The 26,769-nt window shown below is 62.0% G+C and carries 26 protein-coding genes; 11 read left to right on the top strand and 15 right to left on the bottom strand.

What is annotated here, in order from left to right; translation table 11 throughout:
- The first annotated feature begins 2 nt into the window (after window positions 1-2).
- The 7 genes from AB9L16_RS02915 to AB9L16_RS02885 are packed head-to-tail and all read left to right on the top strand — an operon-like array spanning window position 3 to window position 6,488.
- Window positions 3-1,220 (top strand): type II and III secretion system protein family protein, encoded by a 1,218-nt coding sequence (locus AB9L16_RS02915; protein WP_024011445.1) that lies wholly within the window; start codon window positions 3-5, stop codon window positions 1,218-1,220.
- The gene (locus AB9L16_RS02910; protein ID WP_041480647.1) at window positions 1,217-2,407 is read left to right on the top strand and encodes a pilus assembly protein; all 1,191 of its coding nucleotides are present in this window, start codon (window positions 1,217-1,219) and stop codon (window positions 2,405-2,407) included. Before AB9L16_RS02915 ends, AB9L16_RS02910 begins: the two co-directional genes overlap by 4 nt.
- The gene (locus AB9L16_RS02905; RefSeq protein ID WP_041480648.1) at window positions 2,404-3,672 is read left to right on the top strand and encodes a CpaF family protein; all 1,269 of its coding nucleotides are present in this window, start codon (window positions 2,404-2,406) and stop codon (window positions 3,670-3,672) included. The genes AB9L16_RS02910 and AB9L16_RS02905 overlap by 4 nt, the downstream gene beginning before the upstream one ends.
- Window positions 3,673-3,689: 17 nt before the next feature.
- Entirely contained in the window at window positions 3,690-4,574 is an 885-nt protein-coding gene (locus AB9L16_RS02900; protein ID WP_375123083.1) for a type II secretion system F family protein, read from the top strand.
- A gap of 1 nt (window position 4,575) precedes the next feature.
- A complete protein-coding gene (locus AB9L16_RS02895) occupies window positions 4,576-5,460 on the top strand; it encodes a type II secretion system F family protein (RefSeq protein WP_110647081.1) in 885 nt (294 codons plus the stop codon).
- A 23-nt stretch (window positions 5,461-5,483) separates the two neighbouring features.
- Window positions 5,484-6,206, top strand: a complete 723-nt coding sequence (locus tag AB9L16_RS02890; protein WP_353188303.1) for a hypothetical protein — start codon at window positions 5,484-5,486, stop codon at window positions 6,204-6,206.
- Window positions 6,207-6,215: 9 nt separating this feature from the next.
- The gene (locus tag AB9L16_RS02885) at window positions 6,216-6,488 is read left to right on the top strand and encodes a DUF3613 domain-containing protein (protein ID WP_041480652.1); all 273 of its coding nucleotides are present in this window, start codon (window positions 6,216-6,218) and stop codon (window positions 6,486-6,488) included.
- 110 nt (window positions 6,489-6,598) lie between these two features.
- Here AB9L16_RS02885 and AB9L16_RS02880 read toward each other — a convergent pair whose 3' ends face one another.
- The 3 genes from AB9L16_RS02880 to AB9L16_RS02870 form a co-directional block, all read right to left on the bottom strand.
- On the bottom strand, window positions 6,599-6,961 hold the full coding sequence (locus AB9L16_RS02880) for a DUF6124 family protein (RefSeq protein ID WP_252887265.1): 363 nt from the start codon (window positions 6,959-6,961) through the stop codon (window positions 6,599-6,601).
- Between the two features lie 1,339 nt (window positions 6,962-8,300).
- Window positions 8,301-9,080: a response regulator gene (locus tag AB9L16_RS02875; RefSeq protein WP_370695132.1), complete on the bottom strand. Its 780-nt coding sequence runs from the start codon at window positions 9,078-9,080 to the stop codon at window positions 8,301-8,303.
- A 106-nt stretch (window positions 9,081-9,186) separates the two neighbouring features.
- Window positions 9,187-9,657 (bottom strand): prepilin peptidase, encoded by a 471-nt coding sequence (locus tag AB9L16_RS02870; RefSeq protein ID WP_150638175.1) that lies wholly within the window; start codon window positions 9,655-9,657, stop codon window positions 9,187-9,189.
- Window positions 9,658-9,732: 75 nt separating this feature from the next.
- On the opposite strand from AB9L16_RS02870, the gene AB9L16_RS02865 reads away from it, so the two are divergent.
- Window positions 9,733-10,179, top strand: a complete 447-nt coding sequence (locus AB9L16_RS02865; RefSeq protein WP_024011435.1) for a TadE/TadG family type IV pilus assembly protein — start codon at window positions 9,733-9,735, stop codon at window positions 10,177-10,179.
- Window positions 10,176-12,938, top strand: a complete 2,763-nt coding sequence (locus tag AB9L16_RS02860; protein ID WP_375123082.1) for an ATP-binding protein — start codon at window positions 10,176-10,178, stop codon at window positions 12,936-12,938. Before AB9L16_RS02865 ends, AB9L16_RS02860 begins: the two co-directional genes overlap by 4 nt.
- Here AB9L16_RS02860 and AB9L16_RS02855 read toward each other — a convergent pair.
- The 5 genes from AB9L16_RS02855 to AB9L16_RS02835 all read right to left on the bottom strand — a co-directional run bounded on the left by AB9L16_RS02855 (window position 12,923) and on the right by AB9L16_RS02835 (window position 17,414).
- Window positions 12,923-14,920 carry a pilus assembly protein TadG-related protein gene (locus AB9L16_RS02855; RefSeq protein WP_375123081.1) on the bottom strand — a complete coding sequence of 666 codons (1,998 nt, stop codon included), beginning with the start codon at window positions 14,918-14,920 and terminating at the stop codon, window positions 12,923-12,925. The two genes, AB9L16_RS02860 and AB9L16_RS02855, sit on opposite strands and share 16 nt — an antisense overlap.
- A gap of 219 nt (window positions 14,921-15,139) precedes the next feature.
- A complete protein-coding gene (locus tag AB9L16_RS02850) occupies window positions 15,140-15,697 on the bottom strand; it encodes a DUF4136 domain-containing protein (RefSeq protein WP_375123080.1) in 558 nt (185 codons plus the stop codon).
- A 41-nt stretch (window positions 15,698-15,738) separates the two neighbouring features.
- Complete coding sequence (locus tag AB9L16_RS02845) at window positions 15,739-16,350, bottom strand: DUF4136 domain-containing protein (protein ID WP_095180903.1); 612 nt, start codon at window positions 16,348-16,350, stop codon at window positions 15,739-15,741.
- A gap of 12 nt (window positions 16,351-16,362) precedes the next feature.
- A complete protein-coding gene (locus tag AB9L16_RS02840) occupies window positions 16,363-17,112 on the bottom strand; it encodes a methyltransferase (RefSeq protein WP_024011431.1) in 750 nt (249 codons plus the stop codon).
- Window positions 17,112-17,414 (bottom strand): MazG-like family protein, encoded by a 303-nt coding sequence (locus AB9L16_RS02835; protein ID WP_016771852.1) that lies wholly within the window; start codon window positions 17,412-17,414, stop codon window positions 17,112-17,114. Before AB9L16_RS02835 ends, AB9L16_RS02840 begins: the two co-directional genes overlap by 1 nt.
- A 245-nt stretch (window positions 17,415-17,659) precedes the next feature.
- On the opposite strand from AB9L16_RS02835, the gene AB9L16_RS02830 reads away from it, so the two are divergent.
- Window positions 17,660-17,953, top strand: a complete 294-nt coding sequence (locus AB9L16_RS02830; protein WP_039757018.1) for a hypothetical protein — start codon at window positions 17,660-17,662, stop codon at window positions 17,951-17,953.
- Between the two features lie 4 nt (window positions 17,954-17,957).
- Here AB9L16_RS02830 and AB9L16_RS02825 read toward each other — a convergent pair whose 3' ends face one another.
- Window positions 17,958-18,479: a hypothetical protein gene (locus AB9L16_RS02825; RefSeq protein ID WP_375123079.1), complete on the bottom strand. Its 522-nt coding sequence runs from the start codon at window positions 18,477-18,479 to the stop codon at window positions 17,958-17,960.
- On the opposite strand from AB9L16_RS02825, the gene AB9L16_RS02820 reads away from it, so the two are divergent.
- Entirely contained in the window at window positions 18,478-19,827 is a 1,350-nt protein-coding gene (locus tag AB9L16_RS02820; RefSeq protein ID WP_375123078.1) for an MATE family efflux transporter, read from the top strand. The two genes, AB9L16_RS02825 and AB9L16_RS02820, sit on opposite strands and share 2 nt — an antisense overlap.
- 7 nt (window positions 19,828-19,834) lie before the next feature.
- Here AB9L16_RS02820 and AB9L16_RS02815 read toward each other — a convergent pair whose 3' ends face one another.
- From AB9L16_RS02815 to AB9L16_RS02790, 6 genes are all read right to left on the bottom strand, one after another.
- Window positions 19,835-20,623: a DUF4123 domain-containing protein gene (locus AB9L16_RS02815; protein ID WP_252868741.1), complete on the bottom strand. Its 789-nt coding sequence runs from the start codon at window positions 20,621-20,623 to the stop codon at window positions 19,835-19,837.
- Window positions 20,620-21,966, bottom strand: a complete 1,347-nt coding sequence (locus tag AB9L16_RS02810; protein WP_305382136.1) for a type VI secretion system Vgr family protein — start codon at window positions 21,964-21,966, stop codon at window positions 20,620-20,622. Before AB9L16_RS02810 ends, AB9L16_RS02815 begins: the two co-directional genes overlap by 4 nt.
- Window positions 21,967-22,199: 233 nt before the next feature.
- Window positions 22,200-24,113 (bottom strand): arginine decarboxylase, encoded by a 1,914-nt coding sequence (speA, locus tag AB9L16_RS02805; RefSeq protein WP_016771856.1) that lies wholly within the window; start codon window positions 24,111-24,113, stop codon window positions 22,200-22,202.
- Window positions 24,114-24,333: 220 nt separating this feature from the next.
- Window positions 24,334-24,705, bottom strand: coding sequence for a translation initiation factor Sui1 (locus tag AB9L16_RS02800; RefSeq protein ID WP_007914613.1), 372 nt, complete (start codon window positions 24,703-24,705; stop codon window positions 24,334-24,336).
- A gap of 315 nt (window positions 24,706-25,020) precedes the next feature.
- Complete coding sequence (locus AB9L16_RS02795; protein ID WP_041480663.1) at window positions 25,021-25,578, bottom strand: NUDIX hydrolase; 558 nt, start codon at window positions 25,576-25,578, stop codon at window positions 25,021-25,023.
- Between the two features lie 3 nt (window positions 25,579-25,581).
- The gene (locus tag AB9L16_RS02790; RefSeq protein WP_041480664.1) at window positions 25,582-26,649 is read right to left on the bottom strand and encodes a DUF2333 family protein; all 1,068 of its coding nucleotides are present in this window, start codon (window positions 26,647-26,649) and stop codon (window positions 25,582-25,584) included.
- Window positions 26,650-26,769: the final 120 nt, after the last annotated feature.

Here is a 26,769-nt window from a genome sequence, read left to right as displayed (position 1 = left end):
GCATGCAGAGTCGACTCAGACCGACATTGAAACCGGCGCTCCGGGCCTTGCTGTTGTTGGGATTGACGATGGACAGCGCCTTCGCGGCGGTGGGCAACTGCTCGGCACTGCCGCGCCTGCCCTCGGTGATCGAAATCGGTGAAGGCTTCCAGCAGGACATGCAGTCACCGGTGGCAATCACTCGGCTGGCAGTGGGCGACCCGAAAATTGCCGACGTGCATGCCAATGGCGGTTCGTCCTTTTTGCTCACGGGCGTCGGCCCCGGCGCAACCAGCCTGATGGTCTGGACGGCCTGCTCGGCGCAGCCGCAGCAAGCCATGGTCTTCGTCCAGGGTGCGGCGACCACGGCGCTGACCAGCAGCGTGCCGTCGGACGATCCGACCCTGCCATCGCAGGTGCAGACCGACATCCGCTTCGTCGAAGTCAGCCGCACCAAACTCAAGGAAGCCACGGCGTCGCTGATCGGCACGCGTGGCAATTTCCTGTTCGGTTCGCCCGGCACGCTGCCACCGATCGACGGCGTGCCGCAACCGCGCCTGCCGGTGGATAACTCGCTGTTCAATTTTTCCTGGGTCGGCGGCAAGACCATGGCGATCATCAACGCCCTGGAAACCAGCGGCTTCGCCTACACCCTGGCGCGACCAAGTCTGGTGGCGTTGAACGGGCAGAGTGCGAGCTTCCTGGCCGGCGGGGAAATCCCGATTCCGGTGCCCAGCTCCGGCAGCGACAGCGTGTCGATCGAGTACAAGGAATTCGGCATCCGCCTGACCCTGACGCCAACCATCATCGGCCGCGATCGCATCGCGCTGAAGGTCGCCCCGGAGGTCAGCGAACTGGATTTTGCCAACGCGGTGAACATCGCCGGCACCACCGTTCCGGCGCTGACCATTCGCCGCACCGACACCAGCGTGTCGCTGGGTGATGGCGAAAGTTTTGTCATCAGCGGTTTGATCAGTACCACTAACAGTTCGCAGGTGAACAAGTTTCCCGGCCTGGGCGACATTCCCATCCTCGGGGCGTTTTTCAAGGGTTCGCAGATCAAACGCGAAGAGCGCGAGCTGCTGATGATCGTCACCCCGCACCTGGTCCAGCCATTGGCGGCGGACGCGCGACTGCCGTCGTTGCCGGGCGAGAAACTGCGCAATTACGACCCGAATTTCTATCGCATGTTCTTCCTCGAGAACGGCAACTTCGACAAGCGCAGCGGGTTGTCGCAATGAGCCAGAACCTCAGTCAGACCTTCCTCGCCATCACCCGCAACAGCACCGATCTGGAATGGCTGCAAAGCGCACTCGCGCCCCTGGGCCAGGTGGTCAGCGCCGGTGGCGGCAGCCTCGACGAACTGCTCGCACTGGTCGATGTGACGTTCGCCAATCTGGTCTTCGTCGGTCTCGATCGCGAGCATGTCGTGGCGCAGAGCGCGCTGATCGAAGGTGCGCTGGAAGCCAAGCCGATGCTGGCAATCGTCGCCCTCGGCGACGGCATGGACAATCAGCTCGTACTCAATGCGATGCGCGCCGGCGCACGGGATTTCGTCGCCTATGGCTCACGTTCAAGCGAAGTCGCCGGGCTGGTGCGGCGCCTGGGCAAACGCCTGCCCGCCGTCACTCCCAACACGCAGCTGGGCGGGCTTACCGTGATGTACGGCGTGCAGAGCAGCTCCGACGGTGCCTTGCTCGCCAATCACATGGCCATGGTGGTGCAGAAGAGCGGCCAGCAAACCTTGCTGCTCGATCTCGGCCTGCCCCGTGGCGACAGCCTGGCGTTGTTGGGGCTGGAGAGTTCGTTTCACTTTGGCGATGCCCTGCGTCATTTGCGCCGGCTCGACGCTACGCTGATCGACAGCGCTTTCACCAGCGCCGACCACGGCCTGCGCATTCTTGCCTACGCCAACACTGACGAGCCGCTGGAAACCACCAGCGCCGCCGAGCTGTACATGCTGCTCAGCGCCTTGCGCCAGCACTTTCAGCACATTGTCGTGAACCTCACCGGGCAGGCCGACAGTGAGGCATTGCGCACCTTCGTCAGCCATTGCGACAAACTGCTGTGGTACACCGACCAGAACGTACTCAACTGCCGACGCAACCTCGCCGTGCTTAACCAGTGGCGCGAAAAAGGCATGAAACTCGAGCACGGGCGCTTGCTGATCGATCGCTACCTGAGCAACGTCGCGCCGGATGCCGAGACCTTGGGCAAGACCTTCAATCTGGAAGTCATCGCCGTGCTGGCGTTCAGTCCCGACGTGCGCCTGAACGCGAAAAACCAGGGCGTCAGCCTGTTCGAACTGGCGCCCAGGGAGAAACTCACCCAGAGCCTGCGCACCCTCGGCGAGCGCTTGGCGAAACGCTCAGAAGGCCTGAGCAAACCGAAAGTCACCTGGTTCGACCGTCTGCGAGGCCACTCATGAGCGCAGAAAAACTCTTTGGCGCAACGTCGCACGGAGCGATCGGCAACAGCGACCACGAAGGCCTGAAACTGGTCCTGCACCGCTACATCATCGACGCCATCGAGGAGTCGGGGAAAAACCTGCTGGAAGGTTCGCGCCAGCAACTGGCGCAGTTCGTCACCGACAAGGTCGCCGAATACATCGCGCGTTTGCACTTGGCGATCTCGCGCTACGAAATGGAGCGCCTCGGCGAAGAAATCGTCGACGAACTCACCGGATTCGGCCCACTGGAAGTCCTGCTGCGTGACCCGTCGGTGACGGAAATTCTGGTCAACGGCCCGCACCGGGTGTTCATCGAGCGCGACGGCGTATTGCATCAAAGCGATCTGCGTTTTATCGATGCGCATCACGTCGAGCGGGTCATGCAACGCATCCTTGCGCCGCTCGGGCGCCGCCTCGATGAGTCCTCGCCGATGGTCGATGCGCGCCTGCCGGACGGCAGCCGGGTCAACGCGATCATCCCGCCGATTGCCCTCGACGGCCCGTGCCTGTCGATCCGCAAGTTCCGCAAGGACATGCTCAAGAGCACCGACCTGATGGCGATGCAGACCATCGATCTGGCGATTTTCGAATTCCTGCAGAACGCCGTGGGCAAGCGCTGCAACATCCTGATCAGCGGCGGCACCGGCACCGGCAAGACCACGCTGCTGAACATCCTCAGCCAGTTGATCAACCCGCACGAACGGCTGGTGACCATCGAAGACGTCGCCGAACTGCAACTCGGCCATCCGCATGTGGTGCGTCTGGAAACCCGTCCGCCCAACGCTGAGGGGCATGGCGAGGTCAAGGCCAGCGACCTGATTCGCAACGCCCTGCGCATGCGTCCTGACCGGATCATCCTCGGCGAGATCCGAGGCGTCGAAGTGGTCGACGTGCTCACCGCGATGAACACCGGTCACGACGGTTCGATGAGCACCGTGCACGCCAACAACGCCCAGGACGCGTTGCTGCGCCTGGAGACTCTGGTCGGCCTGACCGGACGCTCGATTGCCGAACGCACCTTGCGTCAGATGATCTGCGCCGCCCTCGACGTGATCATTCAACTGACACGCATGCCCGATGGCCGGCGCTGCGTCAGTGAAGTGGTGGAAGTGGTCGGCATTCGCGAGGACGTCTACGTCACCAACACCCTGTTCCGCCTCGACCGCCGCACGGGGTTCGGTTTTGTGCGCGAAGCGGTCAACCCGGCCGGCGACAAGCTGCGCCACGACGCTCACCTGGGCTGACGGCGAGGAGCGCGCAGATGCTGGGACCGATCATTCTCATCGCCATTTGCCTGATGCTGCTGGGGCTGTCGATCTATCTGTTCCTGCAAGGGCTGCGCAAGACCGCGAAGGAAAAAGTCCTCAATCGACTCGCCGCCGGACAACCGCAGCTGGCCGTCGAGCAGGCCAGGTGGGTGGGACTGGAACGGATGTTTTTACGTGCTGGACTGGGTCGGCCGAGCGAGCGTTTCGGTCTGTGGCTGAGCCTGTGGGCAGCGGCAATGGGCCTGGGATTTCTGCTCGCCAGCTGGGTCGGTCTGCTGATCATGTTGCTCGTCCCTCCCGTGGCGTTGCGGTTGTACATCGCCATTCGCTACCGGCAACGGATCCGTCGCATGATCGAACAACTGCCGCAACTGCTCGACCACACCGTGCGCAGCCTCAAGTCCGGGCGCACGCTGAGCGATGCGGTGCTGGGCGGCATCGAGGCCAGTGAAGCCCCTTTGAAAGCGGCCATGGGCCGGGTACAGCGCAACGTGCAACTGGGGGTGAACTTGCCTGACGCCGTCAGCGATTTTGCCGAACTCTACGAGCAGGACGAACTGCGTATGTTCGCCCTCGGCCTGAAGGTCAACCACCGCTACGGCGGCAACGCCAGTGAGCTGCTGGAGAACCTGATCAAACTGATCCGCGAGCGCGACCAGGGCGCGCGGCAGTTGCGCGCGCTGACCGGGGAAACTCGCATGACTGCTTGGGTTTTGGGTTTGCTGCCGCTGATTCTGGTGAGCTATTTCATGCTGACCAACCCCGGCTACATGCTCGGCATGTGGCACGACGAAAGCGGCCAGACCATGCTGCTCAGCGCCGCCGTGTTGCAGGTGTTGGGCAGTATGGCGCTGTGGCGCATGTTGCGGAGCGTTTGAGATGGTCTGGCTCGCGGCGTTGCTGTTGCTCCTCGGTTCGCTGTTATTGCTGGGCAATCACCTGCTCACCGAGCGCCGCCGCGTGCGTCAGGTGCATCAGCGCTTGCACGGTCAATTGGTCCGGGAGAACCGTTTCGGCCACTGGCTGCGCGCGCTGGGCAACAGCCGTTTCGGCCGGGGCTCGGTGAGCATCGACAGCGAAACCCAGACCCTGCTCGGCCGCCTCGGCTGGCGCCGCGCCAACGAACGCGCGCTCTTCGCCGCCTGCCAGATCGGCACGCCGCTGCTCGCTCTGGGGCTGGCGATCTTTTTGCAGGAAGTGTTTTTCCCGCAGACCAGCCACCGCTGGATGGCGCCGATGTTCGCTGCGGGCGGCGGCTATCTCTTGCCCAAACGCCTGCTCGCCTACGCCGCCGCCCGCCGACAGAAAACCATCGCCGTGGAAATCTCCACGTTCATTCCGCTGCTGCGCATCCTCTTCGAATCCGGCATGGCCGTGGAACAAGCGCTGCGCGTGCTCAGCGTCGAAGCGCAGAAACTGCTGCCGGAACTGACCAGCGAACTGCGCCTGATCCTCAGCCGCGTCGACTCGGGTCTGGAGCTGGGGCAGGAGCTGAACAAGACTGCGGTGATGCTCGCGGTGGACGAATTCACCGACACCTGCGTGATCCTCCAGCAACTGATCCACCAGGGCGGCGGCGCGATGAAATCACTGCTGGCGCTCAAGCAATTACTCGATGACCGACGCCTGACCCGGCTGCAGGAATACATCTCGAAAATGTCCGCGAAGATGTCGGTGGTGATGATGCTGTTTCTGTTTCCTGCCCTGCTGATCGTACTGGCCGGCCCGGGTTTCACCGCCATTGCCCGCGCCTTCGCAAACTGACCTTGGCTCATGGAGAGCGTCTGATGAAAGTACTGATAGTCATGGCAAGTCTGTTGCTGCTCAGCGGCTGCGCCACGGATGGCCAGGCGCCGTGGACCTCGCTGCTGTCGCCGTCCAGCTGCAGCAAACTGACCTCGGAGCAGGAACTGTCGCTGAACCTCGCCGATGACCTGGCCAGCGACGGCAAGCTCCACGCCAGCCTCGCCAACCTGCAAAGCCTGCCGGACAACCTCAGCGAAGTGCGCCTGCGCAAAGCCAAGGTTTATCGCCTGCTCGGCCGCAGCGAAGCCGAGCCGCTCTACCGCAGCCTGCTCGGCGGCTGCCTCACCGCCCAGGCCGAACATGGCCTGGGCCAGGTCTACGCCGCCCGTGGCGACAACGGCCAGGCCCAGGCCCACCTGCAACGCGCCGCGCGCCTGGCGCCCACCGACGAAAAAATCCGCAATGATCTCGGCGTGGTCTACCTCAACCAACTGCGCCTCAACGAAGCGAAATTCGAATTCCTCACCGCCATCGAACTGAGCCAGAACAATCAACTGGCGACGCTGAACATGGTCACCCTGCTGCTCTACCAGAACGACTGGCCACAAGCCGCGGAAATCGTCAGCCGCTCGAAACTGACCCCGGAGCAATTCACCGAAGCGCAGCAACGCGCAGAAAAACTCAAAGCCCCGACCAACACCAAAGCCACAACCGGCGACCGCGTCGCCGCCTTCATCGACCCGTTACCGCCGACGCTCGAATAGGAGACAGCCATGACCATCCGCAAAGGCCTGTGCTACCTGACCCTGCTCACCCTGCCCCTCAGCGCCCAAGCCATCGACGCCGGCCCTGCTTCTGCGCAGCAGCAGGAAACCGAAGGCTGGCTGGTCCTGCAAAGCCGCAACAAAGCCGCCTCCCCCAAACCCCAAAGCGCCACCGCCACCGAACGCGAACTGGCGATGCAGCGCTGGCTGAAGAAATACCAGTACGAGATCCCGGATTTTTATGATCCGGATGCGGGCGGGAAGATCGAGAGCAAGAATTAGTTTGGTGGTGCCCTTGAAGGCCCCTTCGCGAGCAGGCTCGCTCCCACAGTCGACCGCGTGCTTTCGGTGGGAGCGAGCCTGCTCGCGAAGAACGATAACGCGGTCGCAGGTCAGGTCTGCGGATCAACCCGATCCAGCGCCCGATTCACGGCTAGCTCGGCCAGCATGACAATCTGCTGAATCGCCAACGCCGTGCTGCGCTGAAACCCGCTCAACTCGCCAGCGAAATTACTCGCCATCGCACTCGCTGACGCCAGCGACTCACAGGCATGCGCCAACAAGCTTTCGGTATCGACATTGGGCACCACCATGAACAGCGCGCTGGGCGGGTGCGGTTTTGCGGGTTCGGGGCAGAGATAGAAATCGAGCGCGCGTTTTATCGCTTCGCGGTTTTTCACAAGATCGTCGGCGCGCATGGCGTCTTCGAGCGGGGTGGTGGGGGATGGGGGTGGGTCTGGGATCAGTTTGTCCATTAAAACGGCTCTCCAAAATCTGCGGTGCGACCCAATGCCATTCTCACGGGGCAAAAGGTGGCAACTGTATGCGGGGTGAGAATACCGGTTATGGACACCCGGCCAGACCGAAGTCTGCCCGCACACAGCCGCCATGACACATTGCAGACAGCGGACAAGCTGGCGGCGATTATGCGTGCACAGATACTGGATGACCATAAGTAGCAGGGTTCTCACACCCGATCGCCGAAGATTCGACGACAGCCAGAGACTAGTGACCCGACGTCCGACGGACAACCTGAAAACCTTGTGGGAAGGTTCTGGCAAATCACACACAGATTTAAACAATCAAAACCAAAAGCACCCTCACCCTAGCCCTCTCCCAGAGGGAGAGGGGACCGACCGAGTTGTTTGGGCGAAGTACACCGACCTGAAATACCGAGTCGAATGCAGATTTTGAAGCAGATCAAAAGCACCCTCACCCTAGCCCTCTCCCAGAGGGAGAGGGGACCGACCGAGTTGTTTGGGCGAAGTACACCGACCTGAAAAACCGAGTCGAACACAGATTTTGAAGCAGATCAAAAGCACCCTCACCCTAGCCCTCTCCCAGAGGGAGAGGGGACCGACCGAGTTGTTTGGGCGAAGTACACCGACCTGAAATACCGAGTCGAACACAGATTTTGAAGCAGATCAAAAGCACCCTCACCCTAGCCCTCTCCCAGAGGGAGAGGGGACCGACCGAGTTGTTTGGGCGAAGTACACCGACCTGAAATACCGGGTCGAACACAGATTTTGAAGCAGATCAAAAGCACCCTCACCCTAGCCCTCTCCCAGAGGGAGAGGGGACCGACCGAGTTGTTTGGGCGAAGTACACCGACCTGAAAAACCGAGTCGAACACAAATTTTGAACAACCCACAAATCGGCTCCCTCTCCCTCGGGAGAGGGCTGGGGTGAGGGGCGAATCCAGCGCAAAACAAAAGCCAGACACCGCATGCTTTTCACCACTCAACAATGAGCGCAAGCTCGAGTAGCTTTTGATCTTGATCTGGGAGCCCGTCGGCAGGCTGAGTGGAGGGATTGATCCGGGCGTGGGAGCGCAGCGACCGTACGACGCAGTCGTACTCAGCGAGTGTAGGTGCAGCGGAGCAAACCGGAGCCGCTGCGCCAGGATCGATCCCGGAGCGAAGGAACCCCGAGCCCCAGCGAGCGGGCCGAACGTCAGGGCGAAGACCTTTTGGTTACTTTTGGGGCGTTTGCCAAAAGTGACCCGCCGTAAGGGCGGAACCGTAATCAGCGACACCAAAAAAACGGATATTCACCCCAACCACCCAAAGCATGGTCGGCCCAAAGGCCGCCAAGTCAATGCGCAGTAACCCGCTGCCGCCCAGCAGATCCAACGGGCGAAAGGGCCAAAGCCAACTGCGTCCGATTATGCATATGCGTCAACCGCAACACCTGCGACACATACAGCTTCACCGTGTTCTCGGTAATCCCCAACTCACAGGCAATCTGATAATTGGTCTGCCCCTTGCCCACCAACCGCGCCACGTCCAACTGCCGGGGCGACAACTGACTGAACACCGCCGGCATTTCCACAGACTCAGGCTCACCATCACTCACCACCGGCACAGGCGAGCGCCGCACCTTGTCCAGATCCTGATAAAGGTCATCAATCGACTCGGACAAAAACTGCAACTTCTGATTCAGATGACCCAGATGCAGATTCTTCTGCCGCTCCTGCAAAGCCAGTTCCTGGCGCTGCACACCCTCAAGCAACTCTGCCAGATCGATCGGCTTCTGATAGTAATCGGCAATCCCCGCACGCAACGCCTTGATCACATCCTGCTTGTCAGCGCGCCCGGTGAGCATGATCGCCTCGAACACCCGCTGCTTGCCGGCCAGCCGCTGCAAAGCCTGGATCAACTCGATGCCGTCCATGTCCGGCATGTGCAAATCACTCAGCACCAGACCGATGTCCGGGTCCGCCCTGAACAGCTCGATGGCTTCAAGACTTGAGTCGCACGGCACGCAACGGTAGCCACTGCTCTCGAGAAACTCACAGAGTTCTTCGACGATCAGCGGCTGATCATCGACCACGAGGATTTTTACCGAATTAGGCTTGTTCACGAACCACTCCATTTGCTCGGCCAACGCTGACGATTCCTGCACTTTGGTGGCGTATTCGCCTGAATTGAAAGTAGACCCACTTTCCGACTATGTACATAGGACTAGTGGCACCCCGCGATCAGGTGATCCAGTACAGCGAAAGCACTACCCCTACCCACACGAACGGCGCAAATGGCAGCTTTTTTGACTTGTCCGGGGCCAGATGCCGCAGATGCGCTCTAAGCCCTTGAGCCATATGAGGCCAGACTTTTGGCGCGAGCAGCAGCCACAGCACGCTGGCCACGCCCGCGCCGATAAACGCGCCAAGAACGAATATGCCGTTCGTCGCAAGACCCAGGGCTGTCATTAATTTCACATCACCAGCGCCCATGCGGCCCATGAAATAACCGGGCAGCGTCAGCAGCAAAGCGATCAGGCAGGCCCAGCCGCCCTGCCCCGCGTCGGCGCCCAGCCAGGTGCTGCCGGTCGCCAGCAACCAGACCAGCGCCAGCGCGCCCACGCCTAACGTCAATGCGTTGGAAATTCGCCGCTGCCGGGCATCTTGCGCGGCGCAGATCGCCAGCCAGATCAGAACAAGGGAAATCTGCATCCGCTGAAAGCCGTCCGTTTTGCCTGATTGATTCTATGCTGATACTACGCAGTGACTGTCAGGGTAGACGCACGCATGAAAAACGGCTTTCGCAGGTCGCAAAAAGGTGCGGTGGCGATCGAATTCGCCTTGGTGTTCATCATCTTTTTCGCAGTGTTTTACGGGCTGGTCAGCTACGGCCTGCCCTTCGTGATGATGCAATCGTTCAACCAGGCCACCGCTGAGGCGGTGCGCCGCAGCGTTGCGGTGGACCCGACCACGCCGAACTATTCGACGGTGGTGGTCAACACCGCCAATGCTGCGCTGACCCAACAACTGCAATGGCTGCCCTCGGCCTTGAATCTGGTGGTCGGCACCGACACCAGTGCGGCGTACGACGCGGGGACCGGCACCCTGACCGTCAGCGTCAATTACCCGGTGAGCAAGCTCAATCAGATCATGCCGTTTCTGGTGCTGCCCGGGATCGGCACGGTGCCTAATCTGCCGACGCACCTGACCGCCCGCTCGAGCCTGCAATTTTGACCGCCGGCGATAAGCTTTTCGGGCGCTTGCTCAAGCGCGCCCCCGTCGCAGCCCACGACTTGCCGGACCACCTCGGCGCGCCGCCGATCGGCCTGCATTTTTATCTGGATGGCAACGGCGCCGTGTTGCAGATCGCCGGCCCGCTGCGGCATTTGCTCGCCCAGCACAAACCTCAGGGTCAGCCGCTGCCGCTTCGCGCCTATCTGCTGCCGCATAGCCTGCTGAGCGTCGAAGGCCAGCCGCGGGACTGGCACGGGCAATTGCTCGATCTGGATTTCACCGGACTGAATGATCAGCCGCTGCACCTGCGCGGCTGGGTGCAGCCGCTGGAGGATGGCTGGCGATTGCAGCTGCTCGACATCGCCGACCTGTTGCTCGAACGTCAGCAAGCGCGCGACCGCGACGCCTGCCAGGCCCTCGCCGCGCAAGTCAGCGATCGCCTGCGCACGTGCAGCCTGACGCGTCTGCCGACGGTGCTTGGCGAACAATTGCAGGCCATCGCCCAGCGCTGGCACATCCCCTGCCTCGCCGTGGCCTTGCTGGATGAACAGGCCCAGGGCTGGCAGATTCATCAACAGTTTCGTGCCCACGACGCCCCGCAACTGTGGGAGGACGGCCAGCCATTGGGCACGCCGCTGGACAGCCTCAACGGCAGCGCACCGCAACGCCTCGCCGGCCCGCAGGGCCGCTATGAACATTCGCGATTGCAGGCCACGTTCGGCAACGCCAACGGGTTCGCTGTGCCCTACAGCAATGATCAAGGCGTGGTCGCATGGCTGCTTTGCGGGTTTTACACGGTCGACAACGTGGCGCCATGGCTGACCGATCGCGACTGGCTGACCTTGGCCGGTGCGCTGGCCGGACCGCTGCTCAGCCGCTTGCGCGAGCAGCGCCATGTGCAATCGATGGAGCGTCTTGATTCCCTGCAAAACCTGCTCGGCACTGGCTGGTGGGAAATCACTGCCGAAGAGCAGATTGCGCTGGCGCCGACGCTGGCCTCGGCACTGAATCTCAGCGATCGCCTGCTGCCGGTAGAAGACTGGCTGTCGCTGTTTCATCCCGCCGATCGCGACGAATTGCGCAGCCGTTTGCGCGCCCTGCAACTGCAAGGAGAAGCGCTGACCCTGAGCGTGCGTCTGCACCGCGCGGAGGTCGGCGCAGCGGCGACGTGGTATCGGATTCAGGGCCAGGTCAGCGCCACCGGTGAGCATCGGCGTCTGGTCGGGTTCATGCTCGATATCAGCGATATCCAGAATCAACAACAACGGGCTGCTGCCGCCCATGCGCGGCTGGACAATCTGATCGCCAGTTCGCCGGCGGTGATCTACGTGCAGCGCTACGCAGAAGGCGCGCTGATCCCGGCGTTTTTCAGCGCCAGCCTGCAACCCTTGCTGGGCTGGACGCTGGAAGATTGCGACACGACAGCCCTGGTCGAGCGCGTGCACCCCGACGACCGCGAACTGTATTTCCAGCGCAACCGCCAGTTGCTGCGTGAAGGCTCGGTGCGTGCGCGTTATCGCCTGCGCGACAACCGTGGCGAGTATCACTGGCTGCTCGATGAGGCAAAACTGCTGCGCAATGATCTCGGGCTGCCGGTCGAGGCGGTGGGCCTGTGGCTGGATGTCACCGAAGCGACGCTTGCCGCCGAGCAGGTGCGGCAGAGCGAGGAGCGCTACCGGATTCTGGTAGAGGATTCGCCGGCGATGATCTGCCGTTATCGCCCGGACCTGACGCTGATCTTTGGCAACCGACCCTTGGCGACTTATCTGGAATGCACCCCGGAACAACTGCCCGGGGTTGATCTGGGTGGCTGGATGTCCGAAGAACAGCGCGCAGCGTTCGTTCAGCGCTTGAGCCAACTGACGCCGGAACAGCCAGTGAGTACAGCGGAAATCAGCCTGCAATTGCCCGGACGCGAACACGCCTGGTGGGTGTGGTCGGATCGCGGCGTGTTCGACGAGCGCGACCAGTTGATCGAAGTGCAAGCGGTGGGCCGCGACAACACCGAGGTGCGGCGCTCGCAACAACAACTCACGCAAAGCGCGAAAATGGCCACCCTCGGCGAAATGGCCACCGGCCTCGCCCACGAAATCAATCAGCCGCTGAACGTGATGCGCATGGCCATCGTCAACGTGCTCAAACGCCTCGGCAACGGTGATGTGCAGGTCGATTACCTGACCGACAAACTCAACCGTATCGACGCTCAGGTTCAACGCGCAGCGAAGGTGGTCGACCACATGCGTGTGTTCGGTCGCCGCTCGGAAATCGAACAACAATTGTTCAACCCGGCCCAAGCCATCGAAGGCACCCTGTCACTGCTGGCCGAGGGCATGCGAGGCAAAGGTGTCGATCTGCGCATCAGCGAAACTGCCTTCGAGGCGCAAGTGCGCGGCTACGTCGATCAGCTGGAGCAGGTGCTGATCAACCTGATGGTCAACGCCCGCGACGCGCTGCTCGGCAAGCGCGAGCACGACCCTGCATTCAAACCGTGGATTTCAATCTACGCCGAGCGTGACGAGGAAAGCGTGCGGCTGTGGGTCGAGGACAATGGCGGCGGCATCGATCCGCGTTTGCTGGAGCGGATCTTCGAGCCGTTCTTCACCACCAAGCCGATTGGCGTCGGCACCGGCCTGGGCCTGTCGGTGAGCTACGGCATCATCGCCAACATGGGCGGCCAGTTGAGCGTGCGCAACTCCACGGAGGGCGCACGGTTCTGCATCGAATTGCCGATCGCCAGCGACGATCAGATCACCAGATAGGCCTTGCCGGTCTGCCCGCAGGTCATGTTGGCGCCCACCTCGGTGTTCATCAGATTGATGCCCAGACCCTTGAGCAGATTGTTCAACAGCGGATCAAGCAATGGGCTGATCAAACCGGTGACCACCGGCAACAAGCGGTTGCTGACATCGCTGATCAGTGAAGCCACACCGGTGACGATGGCGCCCAGCGGATTGCTGCCCACGGGTTTGTAGACGATCAGGTTGATGCCGGACAGCGTGTTTGCCAGGCTGCCGACGATGTTGCTGGTCGGCGCGGCCGGCAGCAGGCTCGGCGGCAGTTTCAGATTGGCCGGGGTGGCGAAGGGTGTGGTGCTGGAGAACAGCAAATTCTGCGTGGTCTGCGCGACGCTGGTGTCGAGTTTGAGGGCGATGCCGCCCGCGCCGTATTGCACGTGGGAGGCGGCATCGCAACTGCCGATGCCGAGAATCTTGTGGCAGGTGATGATGCCGAGATCGACCAGCGGCAACGGCGTCACCGTTGGTTCGGCGACTGAAGAGAACGCGGCGACGGGATCGATCTTGCCGAGTTTGAGATCAGCCAGAGAAGTCGTGGTGGCGGCAGTCAGGCTTTTGCTGTCGGTATCGCCGGTCGGGCAGCGGTAATCGGTGACATAGCTTTTCGCCCCGCCGGCATCCAGCGCGATGTCGATTTGCGGTGAGGGCAGCAGCTTCGGATCGAGCTGTTGGCAGCCGGCACCCAACAGGCAGAACACTGAATTGAGCGTGTCCACCAGATTCAGGCTCAACAGTGCATTGAGCGTCGGCGTCAGCGTACCGACCAGGCCCAGCACCGCATTGGTCAGCCCCGTCACCCCCGAGAGCACCGGCAGATTCACCGACAACAACGTGCGCACCTGCGCCGTGCGCACATAAATCCGGTCCGGCCCCAACGGATCGGCCTTGGCCCGCGCAGGGTCGCCAATCGCCGAGAACTGCGGCGGCTCGATCACCTTCACCCGCACCGTGACACCGGCCAGCCCCAGCACGTTGACCGGCAAGGTCGCCGCCACCGCGCTCTTGCTGTTGGCCAGTTGCACCACGCCTTGCACCAGTTGCAGCAATTGCAGATTGGCATCCAGCCCCGCCGCCGTAGTGCCGGTCTGCAGTTGCAGGATCTCGCCGAGTCTGACCGGCGCCGCGTTGATCGCGGCGACCTGCAACTGGCCCAGCGCGGTGACCACTTGCGCGGTTGCGCCGTTGAGTTGCACCACCGTCGCTGCGGCCTGAATCAACTGCGTCACCTTCGCTTGGGTGTTGAGCAACTGCGAGTAGTTGCCGGCGCCGACGTTGAGGTCGATGGCCAGTTGATCGAGGTATTTGAGCAGGTTGATATCGGTGTGCAGCAAACCGTCCCAGCCCACCGCCGTGAGGTTGACGTTGCCGCCGAGCAACCCGGAAAACAGCGGGTTGAGGATGTTCGACTGCGCCGTGTCGATGCTTGCGAGGGTGCTGCGAATATTCAGTTGGGCGACGGTCGGCTGCGGTTTCGCGGCAACTGCCGAAGCATTGAGCGTGGTATTGAGGCTGACCGGCGTGGCGCTGAACAACGCCTGCACACCGCCAGCAAAACTGCTGGTGACCGTACGACTGGCAGCGACTTTGACTGCGCTTGATTGCGTGGCATCGACAGTGAAACTGCGCAAACCGCTGGCAGCGGTGGCCAGCGTGCCGCAAGTGGTGACGAGCGTATTGGCGGCATCCACCACGTAACCATTGCGCAGCGCACTTTGCCCGGCATAACTGGCGGCGCTCAGCCCGGGCAGGCAATTGCCGCCGCGACTGACCGCTTCGAGGGCGGCGGTATCGACCACCCGCTGCAATTTGCGCTGTTCCATGTACAAGCGACCGCTGTCGACCACCAGCAACATCATCACCAGCGCCAGACTCAGGGTGGCGGCTGCCATCAAGCCGATCGCCCCGCGTTGCCGGGCCGGGCCGTTGCCTTGCGATCCTCGCGACATGGCGCACTCCTTTGCCGGCGCAGTGCCGAGCGCTACCTCCGTTAATGAAAAAGAGTGTAGACGCGGTCGGTCGAGAGTGCTGGCGTGGCGCCATTCCTGTCACCACCGCCACGGTGGGAGCGAGCCTGCTCGCGAAAGCGTCGTGCCAGAGGATTCAATGCTGAATGACACACCGCCTTCGCGAGCAGGCTCGCTCCCACAGGGACGGTTCAGAGCGGTTCAACGCGGTGGATAGTTGGCCAGGATCCGTGTGACGGTCTCGCGAATGGCATTGCTGCGGTCAGCCGGATTCGGGCGGTTGCTGAGCATTTGCTCATCGCTGCCGCGCCAGACCAGTTTGCCGTCCTTGCCGTCGAGCAGGTCGATCTGAATGGTCGCGACCTTGTAGGTGATGTTGCGCGTTTCGTTGTACATCGGCGCGCCCCAGTAGCCGTTCCACGGGCCACCCCAACCGCCGCCGTAATTGGTCGTCACTTGCTGCTGCCGGTCCTCGACGATCAGGTAGGTCTGCACGCTCAGATCACCCTTGCCACCGCCAGCGGCCGGGCGCAAACCGCGCTGATCGAGTTGATCGGACACCGCCTGGCGGATGCGCTGTTCGGTCAGGTCACTTTTGATGCGCGGATCATCGGGGCGATATTGCAGGGCCGGGTCTTTCCAGCTCCAGCTGCGATAAGCGGCAAAGTCGCGGCCGGCGTCGAAATCGTGATTGACCTGATTGGCGGCGCAGGCACTGAGCAGCGCAGCAACAGCGAGTAGAGCGAGACGGCGGAACATGATTTTTCTCCGGGTGAAGACATGAACCTGCTGACACGACGTCAGCTGGGAGGATACGCCGCCATGGCTTTTTCCACAGCCTCGCGGATCGCATCGGCGCGTTCGATCTGATTGCCTTGGGTGCCGGTCTCGGCGCTGGCGCTCCACACTGGCTGACCATTGCCGGCATCGAACAGATCGACCCGCACCACTACGACCTGCTCCTGATAGGTGCGCACGATCGGCACGCTGTTGTACATGCCGTAACCACGACCATAACGATCATAGCCGCCGTATCCACCGTAGTAGCCGTAATCATCGCGAACCTGACGCAAACGGGTCTCCAGACGCAGGTCGGCGCTGACCAGCAGGTCCGCCGGGCGGTTGTCGCGCATCGGCCGCAAGCCGCGCTGGTCGAGGGCGTTGCTGACCGCCTCGGCCACCTGCGCCGAGTCAGCCCACGCCGTGCCCGGCGGCAACTGCCCGTCGCGCCAGGCCCAATTGCGGTAGCGCCCGTAATCACGCGGCGGCGCCGGGTAGGCGCTGCGGTCGAAGGTGGTGGCGGCTTGCGGCGGTGCCGGCGGCAACGGCCGCGACTGCGCCACGTAGGGGTTGCTGCCTTGGCAAGCGGCCAACCCCAGACTTATCAGCAATAACCCGCATTGAGCTTTCATGTCGCGCTCCGCTCAGATCGGCCGGCAGATCCAGTGCAAGTAACGCCCAAGCCCGGCGAAGCCTGGGTGACGACGGTGCGCGAGTTCCATTTCCAGCAAGTCCGCCAGTTCGGCGCGGGCCTGGAATTCCACCGGCATGTAATCGTGAAATACCCGTACGCCGCTCTGACTTTCGACCTGCCACATACCGGCGAGTTGCGTTGCCAATTCCCGTGGGTCGAGAGGCTGCTGCGGGGTTAGGCTCTGCTTCTCGCCGGCCATGACGTTCTTGCGCATTTTCTTGAAATGGCCCTTGAGCAGATTGCGATAAATCAGCGCATCACGGTTGTAGAACGCCAGCGACAGCCAGCCGCCAGGCTTGGTCAACTGATGCAGCACCGGCAGGATCGCGTGGGGTTCGGCGAGCCATTCCAGCACGGCGTGGCAGATCACCAGATCGTAGGGCTCGGTGAGCTGACCGGGCAGTTCCTGCCACGGCGCCTGTATGAATGTCGCGGTGTGTCCGGCTTCGGCAAAACGCTGGCGCGCACCCTCGAGCATCGGCTCAGCCGGCTCGGTGAAGGTGACGTCATGGCCGCGCTCGGCCAGCCACAGCGACATGTGCCCAAGGCCCCCGCCGATATCCAGCACGCGCAGCGGACGATCCGGCAAAGCCTCGGTCAGATCGGCCTGCAATACCGCGAGGCGAATCGCGCCTTTGGCGCCGCCGTAGATTTTTTCCGCGAAGCGCGTGGCCAACTGATCGAAATGACGGTCGCTCATCAGCTGAACCGCCGTTCGCTGTCGGCGAGCTTGGCGCGCACCACTTCATTCATGTCCAGACCCAGTTCGCTGCACAGCAGCAACAGATACAGGACGATATCGCCGACTTCCTGCCCGGCGTGGGCGAGCTTGTCCGCCGGCAACTGGCGCGACTGGTCTTCTGTCAGCCACTGGAAGATTTCCACCAGCTCGGCCATTTCCACGCTGGCGGCCATGGCGAGGTTTTTCGGGCTGTGAAATTGCCGCCAGTCATTGCGGTCGCGAATGGCATGCAGGCGTTCGGTCAGTTCAACAAGGTTCATCGGGCTCTCCTGAAGACGCATAGCTTCGGGGGGATGCGGGCTGAAGGCAAGCAGCGCAGATGATCTATTGTGGGAGCGAGCCTGCTCGCGAAAGCGATGGATCATCCAGACCGGATTTGCCTGACACGCCCCCTTCGCGAGCAGGCTCGCTCCCACACATGATCCGGGCAAACCTTCTATCATGCAGGGAACTCGGCCGCCCTCGGCGTGGCCCAAGGCTCAGCTCTTTCATCAGGGATGCACACATGCGTGTAGAAAGCTTTTTCGAATGGCTAGGCCAGGCACTCGGTTCGGTCATCCGCTTTATCGTCGATGGCCTCAGCGGCCTGTTCAATATGCTCAGCAATGCCGGCGGCAACTTTGTCGACGGCCTGGCGCAAACGCTGGGGATGGACACCTCGATCATCAGCATCATCGCCCTGATCGTTGGCCTGATGCTGCTGTGGTCGGCGATCCGGGCGTTCATGAACGCGTCGATCATTGCCGGGATCATCTGGTTGCTGCTGGGGTTGTGGTTGTTGAGCTGGATTATTCACTAGCGCTTCAAAAGCCCCTCACCCCAGCCCTCTCCCAGAGGGAGAGGGAGCTGACCGCGTTGCTTTGAAATTCTCCACCGACCTGCAATATCGAGTCGAACTCACGCTTGAGAGCGACGAAGATCGGCCCCCTCTCCCATTCCCGGAGAGAGAGGGAGCTGACCGCGTTGCTTTGAAATTCTCCACCGACCTGGAATATCGAGTCGAACTCACGCTTGAGAGCGACGAAGATCGGCTCCCTCTCCCATTCCCGGAGAGAGGGGGAGCTGACCGCGTTGCTTTGAAATTCTCCACCGACCTGGAATATCGAGTCGAACTCACGCTTGAGAGCGACGAAGATCGGCTCCCTCTCCCATTCCCGGAGAGAGGGGGAGCTGACCGCGTTGCTTTGAAATTCTCCACCGACCTGCAATATCGAGTCGAACTCACGCTTGAGAGCGACGAAGATCGGCCCCCTCTCCCTCTGGGAGAGGGCTGGGGTGAGGGTGTTTCTGCCGCTACAATCCCCGCTCCCCCAAGGAGCCTGCATGTCCTCACTGATTACCGACTGGCGCGACCGCCCGACTCACCGCAAGGTCTGGGCACTCGCCGCGCCGATGATTCTTTCCAATATTTCCGTGCCGCTGGTGGCGCTGGTCGACAGCACTGTCATTGGTCACTTGCCCCATGCCCATCAATTGGGCGCGGTGGCGGTCGGCGCCAGTCTGTACACGTTTCTCGCCTGGGCGATGGGTTTTCTGCGCATGGGCACCACCGGTTTTGCCGCCCAGGCTGCCGGGCGCAGCGATGGCGCGGCGTTGCGGCAGATTCTCTTGCAGGGCCTGCTGCTGGCGATGGGGCTGGCCGTCGTGCTCGGCACTCTTGGCGTGCCGCTCAGCGGCGTTGCGTTGCACTTCATGCAACCGTCGGCTGAACTGGATCAGCTGACCCGGGAGTTTTTCCACACGCGCCTGTTTGGCCTGCCCGCCGCGCTGGCGACGTATGCGCTGGTCGGCTGGTTCCTCGGCACGCAGAACGCCCGAGCGCCGCTGGCGATTCTGCTGAGCACCAACCTGATCAACATCGCCCTCAATCTTTGGTTTGTCATTGGCCTGGACTGGGGCGTGGTCGGCTCGGCGCGGGCTTCGGTAATCGCCGAATGGAGCGGCGCCCTGCTCGGCCTGTGGCTGACGCGCACGGCATTGCGCGCCTATCCGGGGCAGATCATCTGGTCGGCACTGAGAGTCTGGCAGAGCTGGCGGCCGCTGCTGGCGGTCAACCGTGACATTTTCATCCGCAGCCTCGCCCTGCAATCGGTGTTCTTCCTGATCACCGTGCAGGGCGCACGGCTCGGCGATGCGACCGTAGCGGCCAACGCGCTGCTGCTCAACGGCCTGCTTCTGACGGCCCACGCACTGGATGGCCTGGCCCACGCGGTCGAAGCCTTGTGCGGCCATGCCATTGGCGCACGGGATCGCCTGGCATTGCGTCGATCGCTGGTGGTGGCCGGCGGCTGGTCGCTGATCGCCAGCCTCGGGTTTGCCGTGCTGTTTCTGCTGGCCGGGCACCTGTTCATCGAGATGCAGACCGATATTCAGAGCGTGCGCGAGACGGCGTTCGTCTACCTGCCCTACCTCGCCGTGCTGCCGTTGATTGCGGTGTGGAGTTACCTGCTCGACGGCCTGTTCATCGGCGCTACCCGCGCGCGGGAAATGCGCAACGGCATGCTGCTGACGGTGTTGTTGCTCCTGCCGTTCGCCTGGCTCTTGCAAGCGTTGGGCAATCACGGCCTGTGGATATCTTTTCTGCTGTTCATGGTCTTGCGCAGCGTGACCCTTGGCGCGCAAGCCCTGTGGCTGAAACGCCGCGATGGCTGGTTCAGCGGCAAGGCTCACTGACGGACAGTCAGCCCGCGCCCCACTGCCGACGCAGGAAGTCGAGCCGTTCCGGCTGCGTCAATCCGGCCGGCGGCACAACCAGCACGGCGCGCGGATTGAGCAGGCGCAGCCACAGCCAGCCATCCAGCACAGCACGATCGCTGAAACCCAGCGCCAGACCTTGTTGCACATGCACAGCGATCGTCTGGTAATCAACGCTCAGAGACTGGCACCAGCGCCAGATGTGCTGCTCCAGCAGACAGGTTTGCAAGCGCTCGCGCTGGCGCCGGGTCAGGCTTTCTTCGATGCCCAAAGGTTCGACGAGCAGGCCGGGATTGCGCAGCTGTTGCCAGCCCTGACTGCCAATGGCGCGGTCGGCCCAGGTGCCGCCAAACCAGCGCAACTGGCGGATCGGCCCGAGCCAGCGACTCAGTTGCGCGGCGTCGCAGGCGTCGAAGAAGTAGCTGGCGGTCTGACGGTTGTAATAGCTGAGCAAGGCCCGGTGATTCAAACCGAACGAGACGGTAAGCATGCGCTGCAAGTGGCTGAGCAGCTGCTGCGCCGGTATTTCGCAGCTCAGCAACAGGCCACGCCAGGTATCCGGATCGCGCAGGCACAAGGCGGTCAATGCCGGACTCTCGCGCAAGTCGACGAGGACCGGGCCGTGCTCGCTGACCGGTTGAAATTCGGTGCCGTCAAACAATCGGTGACGCTGCACATCGGCAAAGCCCTGGCGCAAGGTCAGCAGGGCGCGTGCCGCGTCCGGGGTATCGAGCAACAGCCATTGCGCCATGGGCTCAAGCGCCGCGCCGCTCATCGTGCGCTGCTCTGATCGAGCGCGGTGAGCAGCCGGCAACTGCACACGGACTCGGCGCAGTGGTTGAAGCTGCCACCGCCCGGCATCAGGCACAGCAGCAGCAACGGCTCGCCAGACTGCAACAGTTGCTGCAACCCATCGCTCACCAGCAGTTCTGGGAGCGATACCGGATCATCGTCCTCGACCGCAGCCTCTGGCAACACTGAGGGCTGGAGCACGCCACTGACCACCGGCTGATCGGGATCGCCCTCAAGAAAACTCACCACCACTTCCACACCATCAGCGAGTGCCGCCGAGGGCAGCTCGTTCAAGTCAGGCGCGAGGGGCAGCCAGCAATGACTCGGCGAAGCCCCTTCGCCCTGATAGAGCCAGTCGAATTGCACCGCCACCGGCCGCGAGCAATCCGGCTGCGGCTCATCGACGGTGACCACCCAGGCTCGCTGCAGGCTGTGCATGCGCTGCTTGGACTGCGCAGCGGCAGGCGCACAGACGGGTACCCGCGCGGCCGCGAACAGGCGATTGCAATAGGGCGGTTCGAGAGACTGATCGGCACGGTGCTCGATGCGGGTCAGCAACCATGGGCGGTTGCATTCGATGAAAGGATGGTCGTCCAGGGGCAACCACTGACCGCTGCGCAAGGCGGGCAGATCGCTGTGGCCTTCGGCACTGGGGCCTCGCTGGCTGGCCTGCGAGTCTTCGTGCAGTTGCCATTGGCGGACGGCTGGAGCGACGCCACGCTGGTCATGCTCGCCCTGATAGGGCGCGACGTCTGCATGGGGCATCCGTGTCGGATCGTCGCCGAACACCAGGCAGTGCCTGTCGCGGTGATGCTCGAAGTAATAGTGAATGCGCGCCTCTGCGCACAGGCGCTGGAGCAGTTGCAGATCGGATTCGCGGTATTGCGTGCAGAAGGTGCGGGTCGGGTAGTCGCTATGCAGGTCAAAACGTCGTTGCAAGCCGACGATGCCATGCTCGCGCAGAACCTGTTCGATGATCTGCGGCACGCAGCGGCCGCTGAAAATGCGCTGGCTCAAGCGCAGGTCGAGGCAGTCGAGCCTCGGTCCGAGACGCACTCGACACAAGCGCAAGCCATGGCCATGCTCGTGCTGGACAAGGCTGTGCAACTGCCCGTGCACACCCTGGCCGGGCGCGCCGAAGCACAGGAACGCAGAACGATGCAGCAGGCTGGCAAGATCCAGATGCGGATCGTCGATCACCACATCGATCTCGAAGGCAAAGGGTTCGCTGAGCGCTTCCCTTCCGGTAAAGGCGAGAACTTCGAAGGGGTCGGACAGGCCCGCTACATCGAGACGAAACGACGGCTCGTTGACTGGATCGAACATGGGCGGATCTCTACAGGAGGGGCGGCCGGGGATTCTCGCCGAGAGGCATGGCCGAGTAGAGAGGCGAAGTACAACTTAGGAAATGACCTACGCGAAAAGCAGACCAGATGAGTTTGCTGACCGTGATCGCACAGGTTTTCGTGAAAAAATCAGGAGATGTCCCACCGGGTTGTCCGAATTTTCCACAGCTTGCGGAAAAAAATCGGACAACCCGGGCGGAACGCTATCGGGTCTCAGGAAGACAGATAGGAGGAGCGGGTCAGGCCCAGACGCAAGGCATCGAGGAACTGCGTGCGCTCGCTGGCACTGATGCGGGCACTGGCGCACTTGTCGCGGTAGTGCGTCATCAGTTCTTCCGGCGACAAGTGCACGTAACGCAGCATGTCTTCGATGGTGTCGTGGGTCTCGATACCAGCGTGGTACACGCTGCCATCGGCGTTCTGGTAGATGTTCACCGAGTCGGTGTCACCGAACAGGTTATGCATGTCGCCGAGGATTTCCTGATAGGCGCCGACCAGGAACACGCCCAGCAGGTAATCTTCGCCTTCATTCAACGCGTGCACCGGCAGGCTGGTTTCGATGCTCTGCTCGTCGACGTACTGGTTGATCTTGCCGTCGGAGTCGCAGGTCAGATCCTGCAGCACCGCGCGGCGCAGCGGCTCTTCGTCGAGGCGATGCAGCGGGATGATCGGCAACACCTGATCGATCGCCCAGGTGTCCGGCAGGCTCTGGAACACCGAGAAGTTGCAGATGTACTTGTCGGCCAGCTTGTCGTTGAGTTCGTCGAGCACCTGGCGGTGCGAACGCTGACGCGCTTTCAGCGAGTTGTGCAGGCGCCGGCACACGGCGAAGTAGCACTGCTCGGCGAGGGCTTTTTCCGCCAGGGTCAGCTTGCCGTCGGCATACTGCGCGGCGACGTCGCTCATGTAGTGCGTGGCGCGCCAGTAGGTTTCGGTGACCATTTCGATGTCGGTCGGGCCGAGCAGATCGACCAGCCACTGCACGGTTTCCGGCAGGCTTTCCTTGTTTTCGATCAGCGGGATTTCGTCGTTGTGTTTCTCGACGTCGGTGACCTGCACAACCAGCATTGCGTGGTGCGCGGTCAGCGAACGGCCACTCTCGGAGAAGATGTGCGGATGCGGCAGGCTCTGCGCGTCGCAGAATTCCTTGAGCATGCCGACCACCACACCGGCGTAATCGTCCATGTCGTAGTTGATCGAACTGGCGTTGCGCGAATGCGTGCCGTCGTAGTCGACACCGAGGCCGCCGCCGACGTCGATGTGATCGACCGGCAGACCGAGGTTGCGCAATTCGCCGTAATAACGGATCGCTTCCTTGAAGCCGTGCTGATAGTCAGCGAGGTTGGCAATCTGCGAACCCATGTGGAAGTGCAGCAGGCGGATGCCCTGATCCAGACCGGCGCCACGGAAGCGCTCGACCACCGACAGCAGTTGCGCCGCCGACAGGCCGAATTTGGATTTTTCGCCACCGGTGTCGGCCCATTTCGACGAGGCCAGCGACGACAGGCGCACGCGCAGGCCCACCTGCGGCTTGACCTTGAGCGAGGCGGCTTCTTCGATCACCAGGCCGACTTCGGATTCTTTCTCGATGACGATGAACACGTTATGGCCGAGCTTCTGGCCCATCAGCGCCAGACGGATAAACTCGCGGTCCTTGTAACCGTTGCAGACGATGGTGCCGCCCTTCGGCGCCAGCGCCAGCACGGCCAGCAGTTCAGGCTTGGAGCCGGCTTCCAGACCGATGGAAACGTTCTGGGTGGCGATGATGTTCTCGATCACCGCTTCCTGCTGGTTGACCTTGATCGGGTACAGCGCAGTGTATTTGCTCTGGTATTCCAGGCGCTCGATGTTCGAATCGAAAGCACCGGTCAACTGACGGACACGGTCTTGCAGGATGTCGGGGAACCGCACCAGCAGCGGCAAGGACAAACCGCTCTTGCGCAGTTGGTCGACTTGCTCGAACAGATCGATAGGCGAGCTGCTCGGGCCGTTCGGACGTACTTCGACGCGACCGGCTTCATTGATCGCGAAATACCCGGCCCCCCAATGGCGAATCCCGTAAACGCTGCGGCTGTCCGCAACTGTCCATTGGCTGCCATCGTCTTTACGTGTGCGTCGTACGGACATCGAAGTCCCCTATAAAGAAGTCAGAGTGCGTCGCCTGACGTTCAGGCCGGCGCAGTCTAAAGAATGAAAATGACGGTTCGTCAGTGCGGCGGTAGACCGCACTGACTGCGTGGAGTTTAGAAACCGGTCATGAACAGGCTCTGTGAAAACCATGGCGACGACGCCGGATCCGAGAACACTCGAAGCCGGATCAAGCCGCCGGAGGGTTTCACAGAGGCTGCTAGCCGCCGGACTTCTTCGCTTTGAAACCGTGCTTGATCAGCTCTGCCAAGAGTAGCTCGACGTGATCGCCCTGGATTTCGATGATGCCGTCCTTCAACGCCCCGCCGGTGCCACAACGTTTCTTCAACGTCGTCGCCAGCTCCTTGAGCGCGTCTTCGGCCAGGGGCACGCCGGTGATGGTGGTCACCGTCTTGCCGCCACGCCCTTTGCTTTCGCGACGCACGCGGGCAATGCCGTCACCGGCCGGGATCACGGTTTGTTTGCAGATACAGGCGTCCACCGGCTTGCTGCATTCCGGGCAATGACGACCTGCGTCGGTGGAAAATACCAGGCCGCCCAGGGCGGCGAAGGATGCGGCTTTCTTGGCCACCGGCAATCCTCTCGGGAGGACAAAGACTGATCGCAACCTTGGGCAAGGTCAGCGACCGCGAAGCCCCACTCAGGCAGGGGCAGCGCTACTGCATCGGAAAACTTTGGACGCTGGACTGAATCTGTAGGAGCTGACGAGTGCAACGAGGCTGCGATCTTTTGATCCTGATCTTTAACGGCAAGATCAAAAGATCGCAGCCTTCGGCAGCTCCTACGGTAAATCTGCAGGCCAACCTCAAGCTATCCGGTGCAGCTTGAAAAGGTCGCGCAGTGTAACGGCAAAAATCGCGATTGCTAAGTGCCAATCGGCGCCAATTCATGTGTTCTTTGCGACGTTGCTTTGCTGCGCCTTGAGATAGCGCCTTAACGCGGCCAGAGAGTCCGGGCAATAAGGCTTTTCGCTGATTTCGCGCATGACCTGTTCGACAGGGATGAATCGCGCTTCGAGGACTTCTTCCGGCTGCAGTTTCAGCGGCCCGTCCCATACAGCGGAAAATGCCGAACACCACAGACGGTTGCCGGTGTCTTCGAAATAGAAGTGATCGTGAGCGGTGAGTTCGACGCCGCTGACGCCCAGCTCTTCTTCCAGCTCGCGCGCCGCCGACTCGGCATAACTTTCGTCGGCCTGGACCATGCCGCCTGCGGCAACATCCCAGTAACCAGGATAAATCGCCTTGCTCAACGTACGGCGGTGCACGCACAGCTCACCGGCGGAGTTGAACAGCATGATGTAAGTGCCACGGCCAATCAGCCCGCGCTCACGCAAATCGGAGCGCACCAGAGCGCCGAGCAGGTTGTCCTGTTCGTCGACCCAAGCGATCTGTTCGGCGTCCGAGGCGGCGCGATGGGCCGCCTCTCTTGTAGTCTGGCTCACGTATCAGCCCTGATTGAGCAGTTGACGCAAATCGATCACCGCAGCGTTGGCCCGGGAAATATAGTTGGCCATGACCAGCGAGTGGTTGGCCAACACGCCGAAACCGCTGCCGTTGAGAATCATCGGGCTCCACACCGGCTCTTGCGAAGCCTCCAGCTCACGGATGATCTGGCGCACGCTGACGGTGGCGTTCTTCTTCGCCAGCACGTCGGCGAAATCGACTTCGATGGCGCGCAGCAGATGCGACAGCGCCCAGGCCTGGCCGCGTGCTTCGTAGAACACGTTGTCGATCTGCATCCACGGGGTTTCCACGACTTCTTCGTCAACCTGCGGCACTTCGCCGACTGCCGGAACTTCGGTCTTCAGCGCAGTGTTGAGCTTGACCCGGCCGACACTGGCCGACAGGCGTTGCGACAGCGAACCGAGACGGGTACCGACATCGCCCAGCCAGTTGTTGAGGTTGTCGGCGCGCGCGTAGAACAGCGCGTTTTTCTGGTTCGGATCAGACAAGCGCGACTGATAGCGGCTCAGGGAGTTGATGCCTTCCTGGTATTCCGACTCGCTGGACGGCAGCACCCAGCTCTTGTTGTCGAAGTTGAAGCGCGGTTCGGCCTTGGCCAGATCGGCGTCTTCGGCCGACTGCGATTGCGAACGGGCAAAATCCTTGCGCAGGGCGCGGGTCAGGTCACGCACCTGCACCAGCACGCCGTATTCCCAGCTCGGCGTGTTGTCCATCCACAGGCCCGGCGGGAAACGGTCATTGGAAATGTAACCGCCCGGCTTGTTGAGCAAGGTGCCGGCAACGGTCTTCAGGGTTTCGACCGTGGTGTAGCCGACCACCATTTGCTTGCCTTCTTTCTCGGCAGCGACCTGGGCGTTCTGCGCCACCGGAAACAGTTCCGGCTCCTGGCTCCAGTACCAGCCCAGCGCGATGGTGACCAGCAAATACAGACCGATCACTGTGGCCAGCGCCCGGCTGAACAGCAGCCCGCCGACATAGCTGCGGGTGGCCGACTTGGGCTCGGCGGCACGTTCAGGCGCGCTGCCCGCGCGGTTTTTCCAGTCCAGCATGGCGATATCCTTTCAATCACTTGGGTTCAACGGTTCGACCACAACCATACAACAACGTGCCAAGGCCTAGCACCCGCTATCGCGGCACTGGCGCAAAACAAGCGAAGGACGTCGCGAACG

The organism is Pseudomonas sp. LW8 (assembly GCF_041956865.1).
In the GTDB taxonomy this organism is placed as follows: domain Bacteria; phylum Pseudomonadota; class Gammaproteobacteria; order Pseudomonadales; family Pseudomonadaceae; genus Aquipseudomonas; species Aquipseudomonas siliginis.
The sequence above is the reverse complement of the archived record's forward strand: the minus strand, read 5'-3'. Positions and strand labels throughout refer to the sequence as shown.

What these genes read in the sequence shown, in the direction of transcription:
- AB9L16_RS02915 (WP_024011445.1), top strand. Translation starts at nt 3, where the DNA reads ATGCAGAGTCGACTCAGACCGACATTGAAACCGGCGCTCCGGGCCTTG.
- AB9L16_RS02910 (WP_041480647.1), top strand. Translation starts at nt 1,217, where the DNA reads ATGAGCCAGAACCTCAGTCAGACCTTCCTCGCCATCACCCGCAACAGC.
- AB9L16_RS02905 (WP_041480648.1), top strand. Translation starts at nt 2,404, where the DNA reads ATGAGCGCAGAAAAACTCTTTGGCGCAACGTCGCACGGAGCGATCGGC.
- AB9L16_RS02900 (WP_375123083.1), top strand. Translation starts at nt 3,690, where the DNA reads ATGCTGGGACCGATCATTCTCATCGCCATTTGCCTGATGCTGCTGGGG.
- AB9L16_RS02895 (WP_110647081.1), top strand. Translation starts at nt 4,576, where the DNA reads ATGGTCTGGCTCGCGGCGTTGCTGTTGCTCCTCGGTTCGCTGTTATTG.
- AB9L16_RS02890 (WP_353188303.1), top strand. Translation starts at nt 5,484, where the DNA reads ATGAAAGTACTGATAGTCATGGCAAGTCTGTTGCTGCTCAGCGGCTGC.
- AB9L16_RS02885 (WP_041480652.1), top strand. Translation starts at nt 6,216, where the DNA reads ATGACCATCCGCAAAGGCCTGTGCTACCTGACCCTGCTCACCCTGCCC.
- AB9L16_RS02880 (WP_252887265.1), bottom strand. Translation starts at nt 6,961, where the DNA reads ATGGACAAACTGATCCCAGACCCACCCCCATCCCCCACCACCCCGCTC.
- AB9L16_RS02875 (WP_370695132.1), bottom strand. Translation starts at nt 9,080, where the DNA reads ATGGAGTGGTTCGTGAACAAGCCTAATTCGGTAAAAATCCTCGTGGTC.
- AB9L16_RS02870 (WP_150638175.1), bottom strand. Translation starts at nt 9,657, where the DNA reads ATGCAGATTTCCCTTGTTCTGATCTGGCTGGCGATCTGCGCCGCGCAA.
- AB9L16_RS02865 (WP_024011435.1), top strand. Translation starts at nt 9,733, where the DNA reads ATGAAAAACGGCTTTCGCAGGTCGCAAAAAGGTGCGGTGGCGATCGAA.
- AB9L16_RS02855 (WP_375123081.1), bottom strand. Translation starts at nt 14,920, where the DNA reads ATGTCGCGAGGATCGCAAGGCAACGGCCCGGCCCGGCAACGCGGGGCG.
- AB9L16_RS02850 (WP_375123080.1), bottom strand. Translation starts at nt 15,697, where the DNA reads ATGTTCCGCCGTCTCGCTCTACTCGCTGTTGCTGCGCTGCTCAGTGCC.
- AB9L16_RS02845 (WP_095180903.1), bottom strand. Translation starts at nt 16,350, where the DNA reads ATGAAAGCTCAATGCGGGTTATTGCTGATAAGTCTGGGGTTGGCCGCT.
- AB9L16_RS02840 (WP_024011431.1), bottom strand. Translation starts at nt 17,112, where the DNA reads ATGAGCGACCGTCATTTCGATCAGTTGGCCACGCGCTTCGCGGAAAAA.
- AB9L16_RS02835 (WP_016771852.1), bottom strand. Translation starts at nt 17,414, where the DNA reads ATGAACCTTGTTGAACTGACCGAACGCCTGCATGCCATTCGCGACCGC.
- AB9L16_RS02830 (WP_039757018.1), top strand. Translation starts at nt 17,660, where the DNA reads ATGCGTGTAGAAAGCTTTTTCGAATGGCTAGGCCAGGCACTCGGTTCG.
- AB9L16_RS02820 (WP_375123078.1), top strand. Translation starts at nt 18,478, where the DNA reads ATGTCCTCACTGATTACCGACTGGCGCGACCGCCCGACTCACCGCAAG.
- AB9L16_RS02825 (WP_375123079.1), bottom strand. Translation starts at nt 18,479, where the DNA reads ATGCAGGCTCCTTGGGGGAGCGGGGATTGTAGCGGCAGAAACACCCTC.
- AB9L16_RS02815 (WP_252868741.1), bottom strand. Translation starts at nt 20,623, where the DNA reads ATGAGCGGCGCGGCGCTTGAGCCCATGGCGCAATGGCTGTTGCTCGAT.
- AB9L16_RS02810 (WP_305382136.1), bottom strand. Translation starts at nt 21,966, where the DNA reads ATGTTCGATCCAGTCAACGAGCCGTCGTTTCGTCTCGATGTAGCGGGC.
- speA (WP_016771856.1), bottom strand. Translation starts at nt 24,113, where the DNA reads ATGTCCGTACGACGCACACGTAAAGACGATGGCAGCCAATGGACAGTT.
- AB9L16_RS02790 (WP_041480664.1), bottom strand. Translation starts at nt 26,649, where the DNA reads ATGCTGGACTGGAAAAACCGCGCGGGCAGCGCGCCTGAACGTGCCGCC.